General features: G+C 63.4%; 13 protein-coding genes. 6 read left to right on the forward strand and 7 right to left on the reverse strand.

Annotated elements, in window-relative coordinates; genetic code table 11:
- Positions 1-49: 49 nt before the first annotated feature.
- The 3 genes from NLY36_RS18835 to NLY36_RS18845 all read left to right on the forward strand — a co-directional run bounded on the left by NLY36_RS18835 (position 50) and on the right by NLY36_RS18845 (position 4,851).
- On the forward strand, positions 50-1,231 hold the full coding sequence (locus NLY36_RS18835) for a glycosyltransferase family protein (RefSeq protein WP_032934763.1): 1,182 nt from the start codon (positions 50-52) through the stop codon (positions 1,229-1,231).
- 142 nt (positions 1,232-1,373) lie between these two features.
- Entirely contained in the window at positions 1,374-3,653 is a 2,280-nt protein-coding gene (locus tag NLY36_RS18840) for an NADP-dependent malic enzyme (protein ID WP_023698953.1), read from the forward strand.
- 124 nt (positions 3,654-3,777) lie between these two features.
- Positions 3,778-4,851 carry a sensor domain-containing diguanylate cyclase gene (locus NLY36_RS18845; RefSeq protein WP_023698954.1) on the forward strand — a complete coding sequence of 358 codons (1,074 nt, stop codon included), beginning with the start codon at positions 3,778-3,780 and terminating at the stop codon, positions 4,849-4,851.
- Between the two features lie 71 nt (positions 4,852-4,922).
- Here the strand turns inward: NLY36_RS18845 and NLY36_RS18850 are convergent, their stop codons facing one another.
- Positions 4,923-5,915: an adenosine kinase gene (locus tag NLY36_RS18850; protein ID WP_023698955.1), complete on the reverse strand. Its 993-nt coding sequence runs from the start codon at positions 5,913-5,915 to the stop codon at positions 4,923-4,925.
- Between the two features lie 215 nt (positions 5,916-6,130).
- Between NLY36_RS18850 and NLY36_RS18855 the strand changes: the two genes are divergently transcribed.
- Positions 6,131-7,033, forward strand: coding sequence for a DMT family transporter (locus tag NLY36_RS18855; RefSeq protein WP_023736184.1), 903 nt, complete (start codon positions 6,131-6,133; stop codon positions 7,031-7,033).
- Positions 7,034-7,230: 197 nt separating this feature from the next.
- The gene (locus NLY36_RS18860) at positions 7,231-7,932 is read left to right on the forward strand and encodes a sulfate transporter family protein (protein ID WP_023736183.1); all 702 of its coding nucleotides are present in this window, start codon (positions 7,231-7,233) and stop codon (positions 7,930-7,932) included.
- 5 nt (positions 7,933-7,937) lie between these two features.
- Here NLY36_RS18860 and NLY36_RS18865 read toward each other — a convergent pair whose 3' ends face one another.
- The 6 genes from NLY36_RS18865 to NLY36_RS18890 form a co-directional block, all read right to left on the reverse strand.
- Positions 7,938-8,936, reverse strand: coding sequence for a proline racemase family protein (locus tag NLY36_RS18865; RefSeq protein ID WP_023692651.1), 999 nt, complete (start codon positions 8,934-8,936; stop codon positions 7,938-7,940).
- Positions 8,937-8,949: 13 nt separating this feature from the next.
- Entirely contained in the window at positions 8,950-9,753 is an 804-nt protein-coding gene (locus NLY36_RS18870) for an isocitrate lyase/PEP mutase family protein (RefSeq protein ID WP_023736182.1), read from the reverse strand.
- 77 nt (positions 9,754-9,830) lie between these two features.
- Complete coding sequence (locus tag NLY36_RS18875) at positions 9,831-10,649, reverse strand: hypothetical protein (protein ID WP_286461311.1); 819 nt, start codon at positions 10,647-10,649, stop codon at positions 9,831-9,833.
- 176 nt (positions 10,650-10,825) lie between these two features.
- Positions 10,826-11,485, reverse strand: coding sequence for an HAD family hydrolase (locus NLY36_RS18880; protein WP_023736180.1), 660 nt, complete (start codon positions 11,483-11,485; stop codon positions 10,826-10,828).
- Position 11,486: 1 nt separating this feature from the next.
- Positions 11,487-11,972, reverse strand: a complete 486-nt coding sequence (gene dut, locus NLY36_RS18885) for a dUTP diphosphatase (RefSeq protein WP_023672879.1) — start codon at positions 11,970-11,972, stop codon at positions 11,487-11,489.
- An 85-nt stretch (positions 11,973-12,057) separates the two neighbouring features.
- The gene (locus tag NLY36_RS18890) at positions 12,058-12,528 is read right to left on the reverse strand and encodes an Lrp/AsnC family transcriptional regulator (RefSeq protein WP_023672880.1); all 471 of its coding nucleotides are present in this window, start codon (positions 12,526-12,528) and stop codon (positions 12,058-12,060) included.
- Between the two features lie 113 nt (positions 12,529-12,641).
- Here NLY36_RS18890 and NLY36_RS18895 point away from each other — a divergent pair, with 113 nt between their 5' ends.
- Positions 12,642-12,896, forward strand: coding sequence for a DUF6356 family protein (locus NLY36_RS18895; protein ID WP_023685117.1), 255 nt, complete (start codon positions 12,642-12,644; stop codon positions 12,894-12,896).
- The last annotated feature ends 11 nt before the right edge of the window (positions 12,897-12,907 follow it).

Genomic DNA, 12,907 nt, shown 5'->3' on the forward strand with positions numbered 1-12,907 from the left:
CTTCGGGCGCCAACCAGACCCTATGATCGCCATGGCGGGGATAAGCGGCATGGATCAGGACAAACAGGAGGCGTTCGAAGAGCTGGTCGGTCCGGCTGGATCGGCGCTTGAGCGCCTGCTGCTGTTGGCGGCGCGGCGCGTCCACCGCACCAAAGGCAAGCTCAGGGGGACACTGCGCAAGCGCGTCCCCTTCCTCCTGCCGACACGCGGGCCGCTGTCCGATGTCGATGGCGGCATCGACATGTCGCTGCATGTGCTCAGCCGCGACCCGCTGGTGCTCTATGTCCCGATTGGCGGGTCGCGGCCGCTCTATCCGCTGGCAGCGCTCGGCCGGCGCCTGGCGGCGCGCCGCGTCACCTTCCTGACGATGCAGACCTGGACCATGGAGCGGCCGGCTGTCATCGCCCGGATGGGCCGCGATCTCGCCTGGTATGCCGGCCGGTTTCCGCTGCACGAAATCATCTTCCTGTGCAACACCGAGGAAGAGCGCCGTCTCATCGCAGCTGCGGGCGGCAATGCCATCTTCTCCAACCACAATCTGATGGTGTCGGAGGATATATTCCGGCCGCTGCCGGACGTGCCGGTCGAATTCGACGCGGTCTACAATGGCCGCATCTCGCCGATCAAACGCCATCACCTGGCCTTCGACATAGAGCGGCTGGCCCACATCACCTATTCGATCGGCGAATTGCCGCCGGTTGCCGCCCGCGCCTTTGTTCGGCGACTGCAGGCGCGTTCGCCGCTCCACCAGATCGCCAATCCGCTCGTCGACGGCTGGCCGGGCAAGCTGACGGCGCAACAGGTCAACCACGTCTACAACCAGGCCGCCGTCGGGCTGTGCCTGTCGGCCGTGGAAGGAGCGATGTACTCCTCGATGGAATATCTGATGGCCGGCCTGCCGATCGTCAGTACGCCGAGCCTTGGCGGTCGCGACGTCTATTTCGATCCGGATTATTGCATCGTCGCCGATCCGGAACCGGCTGCCATTCGCCGCGCCGTCGAGACGCTGCGAGATCGTGCCATACCGCGTCAGCACATCCGCCGCCGCACGCTGGAGAAGGTTCACGCCCAGCGCATCGAACTCATGGCGTTCCTGACTGCATTGCTGCGGCGCAAGGGAAGCCGTGCGCCACCCATCGAGACGTGGCCTTTCCCCGGCACAGACGGCATGATGCGGCGGGGAACGGTGCGCGAAATCGCTGCCTTCGTCAGCGAGCCAGAGCCGACGTGACGCCGTTCGACTTCGGGAGATTCGCTGCGGGCGTGAAGATCGCTTGGCGATTTACAGCGGTGGCGTGTAGCCTTGATCCAGAAGTTTCAAAAACACGCACCCGTCTCAAGGGGGCGGCACCGGCGAGGAAATCAAAAGCATCATGGCCAAGAAAACCGAAAATAGCGGCCCCTCCGTCAGCGCCGAGGAGGCGCTGGAATTCCACGCCATGGGCCGCCCCGGCAAGCTGGAGATCGTCGCCACCAAGCCGATGGCGACGCAGCGCGATCTGAGCCTCGCCTATTCGCCGGGTGTCGCGGTTCCTGTGCTGGCCATTGCCGAAGACCCCAGCCGCGCTTTCGACTACACGACGCGCGGCAACATGGTCGCCGTCATATCCAACGGCACCGCCATTCTCGGCCTCGGCAATCTCGGCGCGCTGGCCTCCAAGCCGGTTATGGAAGGCAAGGCGGTGCTGTTCAAGCGTTTCGCCGATGTTGACTCCATCGACCTCGAAGTCGACACCGAGGATGCCGACGAGTTCATCAATTGCGTGCGCTTTCTTGGGCCGTCTTTCGGCGGCATCAACCTGGAAGACATCAAGGCGCCGGAATGCTTCATCATCGAGCAGCGCCTGCGCGAACTGATGGACATCCCGGTCTTCCACGACGACCAGCACGGCACCGCCATCATCTCGGCCGCCGGGCTGATCAACGCGCTGGAGATCACCGGCCGCGACATGAAGACCACGAAAATGGTCTGCAACGGCGCCGGTGCGGCCGGTATCGCCTGCATCGAACTGATGAAGGCGATGGGCTTTGCCCCCGACAACATCATTCTGTGCGACACCAAGGGCGTCGTCTACCAGGGTCGCACCGAGGGCATGAACCAGTGGAAGTCGGCGCATGCGGTCAAGACCGACACGCGCAGCCTGGCCGAGGCGCTCGACGGCGCCGATGTCTTCCTCGGCCTGTCGGCCAAGGGTGCGTTGACCACCAAGATGGTGCAGTCGATGGCCAAGAACCCGATCATCTTCGCCATGGCCAACCCCGACCCGGAGATCACACCCGAGGAAGTGGCCGAGATCCGCACCGATGCCATCATGGCCACCGGGCGTTCCGACTATCCGAACCAGGTCAACAATGTGCTGGGCTTCCCCTACATCTTCCGCGGTGCGCTGGATGTCAGGGCCACCACCATCAATGACGACATGAAGATCGCCGCAGCGAGAGCGCTGGCCGACCTGGCGCGCAAGGACGTGCCCGACGATGTCGCCGCCGCCTATCAGGGCAACCGGCCGAAATTCGGCCCGAACTACATCATCCCGGTGCCGTTCGATCCGCGCCTGATCTCGGCCATCCCGCTCGCGGTGGCCAAGGCGGCGATGGAGTCGGGCGTCGCCCGCAAGCCTATCCTCGACCTCGACCGCTACGCGCAGGAGCTGTCGGCCCGCCGCGACCCGATCGCTTCGACCTTGCAGCGCATCTACGATCGCGTCCGCCGCCAGCCCAAGCGCATCGTCTTTGCCGAGGGCGAGGAAGAACAGGTGATGCGCGCCGCCGTCTCCTATGTGAACCAGAAGCTCGGCACCGCGATCCTGCTCGGCCGCGACGATGTAATCAAGGAAAACGCCAGGCACGCCGGCATCGACCTGAACAAGCAAGGCATCGAGATCATCAATGCCAGGCTTTCGCGCCGCAACGGCATCTACACCGATTATCTCTACGAGCGCATGCAGCGCAAAGGCTTCCTGTTCCGCGACTGCCAGCGGCTGATCAACAACGACCGCAACCATTTCGCTGCCTGCATGGTGGCGCTGGGCGATGCCGACGGCATCGTCACCGGCGTCACCCGCAACTATTCCACGGCGCTTGACGATATCCGCCGCGTCATCGACGCCAAGCCCGGACACCGCGTCATCGGCGTCTCCATCGTGCTCGCGCGGGGCAAAACAGTCCTCGTCGCCGATACCGCCGTGCACGACATGCCCAATGCCGAACAGATCGCCGACATCGCCGAAGAGGCGGCGGGATTTGCCCGCCGCATGGGCTACGAGCCGAGGCTCGCCATGCTTGCCTATTCGACCTTCGGCCACCCGCAGGGCGAACGCTCCGAGCGGGTGCAGGAAGCGGTGCGTATCCTCGACAAGCGCCGCGTCGATTTCGAATATGACGGCGAGATGGCCGCCGACGTTGCGTTGAACGCCCGTGCCATGGCGCAGTATCCGTTCATCCGGCTGACCGGCCCGGCCAACGTGCTGATCATGCCGGCGTTCCACTCGGCCTCGATCTCGACCAAGATGCTGCAGGAACTCGGCGGCTCCACCGTCATCGGCCCGCTGCTGGTCGGCTTGAACAAACCGGTCCAGATCGTCTCGCTCAACGCCAAGGATTCGGACATCGTCAACATGGCTGCGATCGCGGCCTATAGCGCGGGAGCCTGATTGGCGGCAAAATCGCCAACGCATAAGAGATTGATAATATTCGGCTGCTATAGGGAACGTTCTCGCCCCCTATGGCCTTATGGCATTGGCGGCGCGCTCAGACCGCCAAAACGGGGGTGCGGCCATGAAGCATGACACGGCATCTGTGGTCGGCCAGGGGGTCTATCACGACGAGCGCCTGGATGCGCTGCTGAGCATCACCGGCCGCATGGACGGTTATCTCTACCGTTGCCGCAACGATGCGTCCTACACCATGCTCTACATCAGCGACGGCATTTTAACCGTCAGCGGTTATCGGCCGAGCGACTTCATTCAAAATGCCGTGCGCGACTATGTCTCGGCGATCCACCCGGATGATCTCGCTGCGGTCTATGCCGCCGTCGATACCGCGCTCGAGGCGCGCTGCAACTGGAACGTCGACTACCGCATCGTGCCACAGGTCGGCGAGCCGCTCTGGGTGCGCGAGATCGGAGGCGGGGTCTGGGATGGTGCCGGCGAACTCGAATTCCTCGAAGGTTTCGTCGTCGACATTAGCGACCGTAAGGTAGTCGAGGATCTCAATGCCGAACTGCTGCTCGAACTCAAGGCCGCCAATGAGGAACTCTCCGTACAAAAGCGCGAGATCGAGCTGGCCAAGCAGCAGAGCGATCATTCGGCCAACCACGATGCATTGACCGGCCTGCCCAACCGGCGCGCCTTTCACAACGAGCTGAGGTCGGTGATCGACCGCTGCGACAGCACTGGCCAGGCGGCCGGCCTGCTGTTCATCGACCTCGATAGGTTCAAGAAGGTCAACGACACGCTCGGCCATGAGGCCGGCGACGCGCTGCTGCAGGATGTGGCGGGTCAGCTTCGCACCATCCTGCGCAGCGCTGATTTCGTGGCGCGGCTCGGTGGAGACGAGTTCGCATTCCTGTTTTCAGGAGAGGCTAGCCGGGCCCGACAGAAGGCCGTGGGCGTCGCCGAACGTATCCTGGAAAAGCTGCGGATCAAGGTGCCGACGCCGAATGGTGCCATCCATGTTGGTTGCACCGTTGGCGTCGCCATCTACCCGGCGGAAGCGTCCGATTCGGAGGCGCTGATAACGCTCGCCGACCGACTGATGTACATCGGCAAAAAGAGCGGCCGCAACCGGCTGGTCACCGCCGGGGCTTTGGAACCCGGGCCTACGTCCGACGACCTTCGCCGCACCGCCTGAGCGGAGCGCCGGACAGCCTCAACCGGCGGGCACCCCTCATCTGGCTCGGCGCTGCGCGCCGAAAGACGGCCCTACAGCAGCCCCGCCAGTTGGGCCGCGCTGCGCAAATTCTGCCGTGGCCGCGGTCCGAGCTGCTGGATCACCAGCCCGGCGGCTAGCGAGCCGAGATCGCCGCAATCCTTCAGGCTGCGCCCGCTCGTATAGCCATAGAGGAAACCGGCGGCGTAGAGGTCGCCGGCGCCGGTGGTGTCGACCAGCTCGCGGATCGTCGTCGCCTGGATGGTGACGGTCTCCTCGCCACGCACGATCACCGAGCCTTTTTCGGAGCGGGTGACGGCGGCAATCTTGCAGTCCTTGCGGATAGCCGCCAGCGCCTCGTCGAAGGATTTTGTCTGGTAGAGCGACTTGATCTCGTGACTGTTGGCAAAGACAATGTCGACGGTGCCCGAGCGCATCAGCTCGAGGAACTCGTCGCGGTAGCGGTCGACGCAGAACGAATCCGACAACGTCATCGACACTTCGCGCCCGGCGGCATGCGCCAGCTTCGCAGTCTGCCGGATCGCCTCCTTGGCGCGCGGCGGATCCCACAGATAGCCCTCGAAATAGGTGACCTTGGCGCCGGATGCCTTGTCGGCCTCGACGTCTTCCGGGCCGAGTTCGACACAGGCGCCGAGATAGGTGTTCATCGAACGCTCGCCATCGGGGGTGACGAAGATCATCGAGCGCGCCGTCGGCGGCTGTCCTTCGAGCGGCCTGGTGTCGAAGGCAACGCCCTGGGCATGGATGTCATGGGCGTAGATTTCGCCGAGCGGATCGTTCGACACCTTGCCGAAGAAGGCAGCGCGGCCGCCGAAGCTGGCGACGCCAGCGGCGGTATTGCCGGCGCTGCCGCCGGAGGCCTCGATCGCGGGGCCCATGCGGCTGTAGAGCAGCTCGGCGCGCTTGGTGTCGATGAGGTTCATCGCACCCTTGATGATGCCGTTGGTCTCGAGAAAAGCGTCGTCGCACTGGGCGATGATGTCGACAATGGCATTGCCGATGCAAAGCACGTCATAATCGGGCATCAATTTCTCCGCCTGGGAACTGCCGGCTTTCTGCCACGCCCGGGCGGGTCTACAGCATCACCCCGAAAAATGGCAACCGATTTCCACCCTTTGCCGGCCCAGGCCGGCGCGCGCGCCTGGGACGAGGCTCCATCACAGTTCGACCGTGGCCGAAGCATCTGACCGCCGGGTCGCCTACAAGCTTGGCCTCAGATCAAGCGCTGGAAGCACCCTGCATGCAAGCAAAGACCGACATGGCCACCGAACTGGCGCTGCTTGGCGTGCTGGCCGCCCTGTGGGGCGCGTCCTATACCTTCATCAAGATCGGTGTCGAGACGATCCCGCCGATAACCTTCATCGCTGCTCGCACCCTGATCGCCGGCGCCATCCTGCTCGCGCTGATCCGCTGGCGCGGCCTTTCCATGCCCAAGGACGGCGCGACCTTGTGGCGGTTCATGGTCCAGGCCTGCCTCAACAGCGTCGTGCCGTTCACGCTGATCGCCGCCGCCGAGCGCTCCATCGACGCCGGTCTGGCCACCATTCTCAACGCGACCTCGCCGATCTTCACCTTCCTGCTGACCGCGCTTATCACCCGCCATGAATCCGTGACCGCACGCAAGCTGTTCGGTGTCGGTGCCGGCATTGCCGGCATTTGCCTGATCGTCGGCACCCAGGCGCTTGGCGGGCTCGGCCATCAATTGTGGGCGCAGCTTGCCGTCATTGCCGCCACGGTCTGCTATGCCGGCGCCGCCATTTTCGGCCGCAGCTTTAGGGGACTCGACCCGATGCTGCCGGCCGCCGGCTCGATGCTGTGCGGCGCGGTCATCCTCGTCCCCTTGAGCCTGGCCTTCGACCGCCCGTGGACGCTGTCGCCTTCAATGGCGTCGATACTGGCCTTGTTGGCATTGTCGGTGTTCTCCACGGCGCTGGCCTTCTGCATCTTTTTCCGCCTCATCCACACGCTGGGTTCGGTCGGCACGACGTCGCAGGCCTATCTGCGCGTGCCGATCGGCGTCGGCATCGGTGTCCTGTTCCTCGGCGAAAGCATCGGGCCGACGGCGCTCTGGGGCATGGGCTGCGTCGTCGTCGGCGTTGCGGCAATGACCATCCCAGCCCGCTCCCGGGCGCTGGCGCGCTAGATCATGATGAGATTTGGTTGAAATCTCATCATGATCTAACCCTTTGTTGGAGCATGATCTTTTCCAAAAACCGGTACCCACTTTTTGGGATCATGCTCTAGTTCCCGTCCGGAATTGCGCCCGCTCCGGCAGGCTTGCGGCTGACAGGGTCTCAGCCTATGTCGGAGATATCCGTTCGTTCCTGGGGGTGAAACGCCGTGATCTTCAACGCTGCCCGCGCCGCCTTCAGCCGGCTGTTTTCTCCCGAATTCCGCGCGGTTTTCCTGAAGACGCTGGGCTTGACCGTCCTGGCGCTGGTCGCCTTGTGGTTCGTCTTGACCGGGCTTGTCGATTGGCTGGCCCTGCCATGGGTTCACTCCTTGCTGCCCGGCCTGCCGTCCTGGGCCGGATGGCTGAGCGGCATCATCGCTGCCATCGCGCTTGCCTTCGGGATGGCGCTGCTGATCGCGCCGGCGACGGCAATCGTGGCCGGCCTGTTTCTCGACGACATCGCCGAAGTGGTCGAGCGCACCGACTATCCGGCCGATCCCGTCGGACGCGCCATGCCGGCGCTGCGCTCGCTCGTGTTGTCGGTGAAATTCTTCGGCGTCGTCATCCTGGGCAACATCGTCGCCTTGCTCCTTCTGTTGGTTCCGGGCGTCAACATCGCCGCCTTCTTCATCGTCAACGGCTATCTGCTCGGACGTGAATTCTTCGAATTCGCCGCCATGCGCTTCCGCCCGGAAGATGAGGCGAGGGCGTTGCGCCGGAAATATGCCGGCACCGTCTTTCTGGCCGGGCTGCTCATCGCTGCCTTCCTCGCCGTGCCCCTGCTCAACCTGCTGACGCCGCTCTTTGCCGCCGCCATGATGGTGCATCTGCACAAGGCGGTCGGCGCGCGGGAGAGCGCCGGGCGATAGGCCTATCAACGCAGAAGAAAACCGCGTCCCAATTCGTCATCCGGCTCGACGGTGAATTCCGCCCGGCCCGAATAGTAGGCGCGGCCGCCGACGCGGGCGATGATCGCATCATGCGGGCCGGCCATGGTCGTGCGCGCCACCGCTCCGGAAAAGCGCGAGCCGGCGATGCTTTCGAAGGACCGCTCCTGACCAGGGTTGATCTCACCCTTGGCATGCATTGCCGCCAGCCGCGCGGTGACGCCGGAGCCGGTCGGCGAGCGGTCGACCTCGGCATCGGCAAAGACGCAGATGTTTTTTGTTGCCTCGCCGGAGAACGCATCGTGTCCATCGGTGAGGATGGTGCCGTAGAGGAAAGCGAGATCGGCATGGTCGGGATGCGATAGAGGGAACGCCGCCTTCAGCCGCTCGGTCAGCGCGGTTGCCGCGTCGACGAAATCGCGCACCCGGCTGCGGCCGAACTCCAGGCCGAATTGATGGCAGTCGGCCAGCGCGTAGAAGGCGCCGCCATAGGCGATGTCGAACGCAATCTTGCCGTATCCCCCCAATTCGATTTGTTGGTCATGGGCAAACAGAAAGGCCGGCACGCTTTCGAACGACACCGATCCCGCTTTGCCGTCCCTGACCTCGACCGAGGCGACGACCATGCCGCACGGCGCCTCGATGTTGACGGTGGTGATTGGCTCCTGCTTGACCACCAGCCCTTCGTCGACGGCGTAGCGGCCAAGCGCAATGATGGCGTGGCCGCACATCGTCGAATAGCCCTCGTTGTGCATAAACAGCACGGCCAGCTCGGCGCCGGGCAGGTCGGGCTCCACCAGCAGCGCGCCATACATGTCGTAGTGGCCGCGCGGCTCGAAGATCAGCAGCTTGCGCAAATGGTCGAGGTGGTCGCGCACATAGGCGCGCTTTTCCAGGATCGTGCCTTTGGGAATGTCTGGATAGCCGTCGGTGACGATCCTGAGCGGCTCGCCGCCGGTGTGCATGTCGACGACGGTGAGCGTCATGCGCCGGGACCCCCTAGCCTGAGGATTTGGAAAACAGCGCCTGCAATTTGCCGAACGGGATGGCGGCCCGGGTGAAGCCGAACGTGCCGTCCTGCTGGATCTCGCGCGCCGCGGTTTCCAGCATGCCGAAGGCGAAATTGGTCAGCCACGGACCGAGCGAGATGCGCTTGACCCCGGCCATGGCAAGGTCGGCGATGGTGAAGGCCGGGAGTGCCATGACATTGACCGGCCTGCTCACCGCCGAGCAGACTTTCTGGATGGTCTCGACATCTTTGAGGCCGGGCGCATAGAGCACATCGGCGCCGGCCTTTTCGAAGGCCTGCAGCCGCTTGATCGTGTCGTCGAGATCCGGTTTGCCCCAAAGGAAATTCTCGGCCCGTGCGGTGAAGACGAAATCATGCTTGAGCGCCCGTGCGGCCTCAGCAGCAGCTGCAACGCGCTCGACGGCGTGTGAAAACTCATAGATGGGCTTGTCGGGATCGCCGGTATGGTCCTCGATCGAGCAGCCGGCGAGACCTGCCGCTTCGGCCGCAAAAACCGTCTCGGCGGCACTCGTCGCGCTGTCGCCCTTGCCTTTCTCGAGATCGGCCGACACCGGCAGGCTGGTTGCCGCCGTCAGCTCGCGGCAATGGTGGATCATCGCCTCGAAGGTCACTGCGCCATCGGGCAGGCCGCGCGAGAAGGCAAAACCGGCGCTGGTCGTCCCCAGCGCCTTGAAGCCGAAGGAGGCCAGGAGCTTGGTCGTGCCGACATCCCAGGGGTTGGGCATGACGAAGGTCGAGGCGTGCAGGTCGCGAAAGATCTTGCCCTTGTCCATGAGTGCTCCCTTCAGATGCGGAAATGCCGGCAGATTCTATCGTGCAGCAATGCACCGGGCAAACAAATGCGGTTGGCTCAGAAGCGTTTGGCGTTCTCTCCTGCCAATTTGTCCAGCGCATCGGAATCCTTGACGTAGTGCAACGTCTTCTTGTCCCAATGATAGGTAACGGAAATTGTGTGGGCTTCAGGCTTGGGCGGCTGGTCGTCGCAGCTCTCGCCGTTGAGCACCGTGGCGTCGGTCACCGTCACTTTGACCGCGGCATAAGGCTGCCCGTCAGCGATCGTCTGGAAAGCAACGTCCTGCTTGCGGCTGTAGGCGCACAGGTTCTCATCGAAGGTGAAGATCATGTCGATCAGTTGGAATTTGTCGTCGCGCACCATGATCAGCGGCGTGATCGCGTAGTTTTGGCTTGAATTGAAATGCGCGCTCATGGTGATCACGATGTCGTCGTTCGGCCCAACGGAAAGCTTGCCCGGTTCACGGAAATAGGTGCCGCGGTCGAGCGCGACATTGACGGCGTCGAGCAGCTTCGGCTTGTCTGTGATGTCGTAGAGCGCCAGCACGGCATAGCCTTCGGCGCTGTCGGGAGAGTCGCCGAGGTCGTAGAGCATCGCCAGCCGGTCCTTGCCCCCGGCCTTGATGGCGAGCACGCCGGCGTTGGAGAGGCCCGATGTCTCAGGCGGCGAACCGCCGCCATCCGGTCCCTCGATGTGGCGCATCTCGATCGGCAATCCACCCCGGTAGAAACCGTTGCTGTCACCTGCGAGGCCGGGAATGACCATCCTTGCGAGGTCCAGATAGGTCACATCCATGTGACCGGGGATGGCGCTGCCGAATTCCGGGAAGCTGACGGCTTGCGCGCTGGCTGCGGTCCAAAGCCACGGCAGCAGCACAAGCGCTAGAGCAATTTCAGGAAAAGTGTGTGCGGTTTTCCGGCCGGAAATTGCGACAAAACAAAAAGATAGAGCGGTTCGCCGTTTCCATGAAACGGTGAAACGCTTTAGGATGGAGCGAAGCAGGTTCGTTGGCATGGGTGCCTCAGGCTGGCCGCGCGGAACCTAACACAGCTTCAGTGGATCGGCACCAGCCCGGCAAGTTCGCGCATGTCGTCGAACAGGACGCCGCCGGCGCTGGCCAGGCCATCGCGGTCGGAATAGGGATCGCCATGATAGGAATAGACACGCATGCCGGCGGCAATGCCGGCCTGCGTGCCGGCAACGCTGTCCTCGATGACGATGCAGTCGGCCGACGCAAAACCCATGGTCTTTGCCGCATGCAGGAACAGGTCCGGGAACGGCTTGCCGCGGCTGACCATGGTCGAAGAGAACATGGCATGCTCGAACAGCGGCAGCAGCCCGGTCTGGCCGAGCGTGATGTGCATCTTCGAGATACGCGCGGAAGTGGCGACGCAATAGGGAATGCCGGCCGCGCGAACCGCCTCGATGAAGTCGCGCACATAGGGGATCGCCTCGACGCCATGCGCAAACAGTTCGGGCAGGCCGGCATTCCAGCGATCGACGAAATCGGCGCCGAGCCGCACCGTGGTCGTCTCTTCGATTTCCTTCTGCACCGAAGCCATGCTGCGGCCGGAAAAATATTTGCGGCAATATTCGAATGTGGTGGGATAACCGGCGGCAACAAACCACTCGGCAAGCCGCCGGTTGGCAAGGTTCTCGGTGTCGACCAGGATGCCGTCGCAGTCGAAGATGACCAGTTTCGGTATGCTCATTTCAGGCGGTGCCGGTCGATCCGAACCCGCCCGCGCCGCGCGTCGTGGCGCCGGCCAGCGAGCGCTCCTCAACCGTCACCTGCGTCACCGCGGCAAAGACGATCTGGGCAATGCGCATGCCGCGCGTCACCGCGAAATCCTCGTCGCCAAGGTTGATCAGCAGCACCTTGACCTCGCCGCGATAGTCGCTGTCGACCGTGCCCGGTGAATTGAGGACGGTCAGCCCATGCTTGAAGGCAAGGCCGGAGCGCGGCCGCACCTGGCCTTCCATTCCTTCGGGAATTTCCAGGATCAGACCGGTCGGCACCAAGGCGCGCTTGCCAGGCAGGATCAGCAGCGGCCGGTCTTCCGGCACCGCGGCGCGCAGATCCATGCCGGCGGCGCCGGTGCTTTCATAGGCGGGAAGGGGAAGTCCATCTCCATGCGGCAACCTGACGAAGCCGACAGTGGGACCAATGACGGAGGAATTTTGGAAGGCTGCGCGCATAAAATCGATCCTATCGGCGCGAACGGCGATTCGGTCAACTCGTCCGCAGGCCTATCAACGGCTTTCTTTCAGGCGTCAGTGTGACCTAGCGCAATTCCATCGGAACGACGGTCGTCTCCTTGATCTCCTCCATGACGAAGGAGGCCGAAACGTCCGACAGCGCCACCTTGGCGATCAGCCGCTGATAGAGCCGGTCATAGGCCTTCATGTCAGCGACGCGGGCGCGCAGCACATAGTCGAGATCGCCGGACATGCGATAGACCCCGGTGATCTCGGGAAAACCGGTCACCGCCGCACGGAACTTCTGCAGCCAGTCCGGGTCATGATTGGAGGTGCGGATCAGGATGAACACCGAAAGTCCGAGCCCGAGCTTGTCGGCATCGACCAGCGCCACCCGTCCGGTGATGACGCCGTCCTCTTCCAGCCGCTTGACCCGGCGCCAGCAGGCGTTGCGCGACAGCGACACTTTTTCGGAGAGCTGATCGACCGATAGTGTGCCGTCGCGTTGCAGCTCGGCCAGCAATCTTCGGTCGATTTCATCAAATTCAAGCGCCATGTGGGATGAATGTCCCGAACCACGGCGTTAGACAAGGACAAATTGAGACCGATGAACCTTTACCCCGTGGCAGGATACCCACATCGGGGCTTATCCCGGCAGGAGGGATCACCATGACGACGCTGTTTTCGAAGCTGTTCACCTCTCACCCGGCCAAGGTGGGCGAGACCTATTTCAGCCATATGGCCTTTGCCGCCTGGTTCTGCTCGCGCCTCCTGATGGCCGCTGGTGCGGCACTCGTTCACGCTTTCTTGCCGTTTCTCTTCGAAACTACGGCAAGCCGAATCGTTCGCGAACTCTACGAGCGGACGCACAACAGAGGCTCGCACGCGGTCAAGGAGCCCCAGGCTCTCTTGGATCGCGCCTAGGATTGGTTAGA

Origin of the sequence: Mesorhizobium sp. C399B (assembly GCF_030323185.1) — a bacterium.
Classification (GTDB): Bacteria; Pseudomonadota; Alphaproteobacteria; order Rhizobiales; family Rhizobiaceae; genus Mesorhizobium.

Excerpts from the sequence above, each read along its gene's own strand:
- NLY36_RS18835 (WP_032934763.1), top strand. The coding sequence starts at position 50 with ATGGATCAGGACAAACAGGAGGCGTTCGAAGAGCTGGTCGGTCCGGCT.
- NLY36_RS18840 (WP_023698953.1), top strand. The coding sequence starts at position 1,374 with ATGGCCAAGAAAACCGAAAATAGCGGCCCCTCCGTCAGCGCCGAGGAG.
- NLY36_RS18845 (WP_023698954.1), top strand. The coding sequence starts at position 3,778 with ATGAAGCATGACACGGCATCTGTGGTCGGCCAGGGGGTCTATCACGAC.
- NLY36_RS18850 (WP_023698955.1), bottom strand. The coding sequence starts at position 5,915 with ATGCCCGATTATGACGTGCTTTGCATCGGCAATGCCATTGTCGACATC.
- NLY36_RS18855 (WP_023736184.1), top strand. The coding sequence starts at position 6,131 with ATGCAAGCAAAGACCGACATGGCCACCGAACTGGCGCTGCTTGGCGTG.
- NLY36_RS18865 (WP_023692651.1), bottom strand. The coding sequence starts at position 8,936 with ATGACGCTCACCGTCGTCGACATGCACACCGGCGGCGAGCCGCTCAGG.
- NLY36_RS18870 (WP_023736182.1), bottom strand. The coding sequence starts at position 9,753 with ATGGACAAGGGCAAGATCTTTCGCGACCTGCACGCCTCGACCTTCGTC.
- NLY36_RS18880 (WP_023736180.1), bottom strand. The coding sequence starts at position 11,485 with ATGAGCATACCGAAACTGGTCATCTTCGACTGCGACGGCATCCTGGTC.
- dut (WP_023672879.1), bottom strand. The coding sequence starts at position 11,972 with ATGCGCGCAGCCTTCCAAAATTCCTCCGTCATTGGTCCCACTGTCGGC.
- NLY36_RS18890 (WP_023672880.1), bottom strand. The coding sequence starts at position 12,528 with ATGGCGCTTGAATTTGATGAAATCGACCGAAGATTGCTGGCCGAGCTG.
- NLY36_RS18895 (WP_023685117.1), top strand. The coding sequence starts at position 12,642 with ATGACGACGCTGTTTTCGAAGCTGTTCACCTCTCACCCGGCCAAGGTG.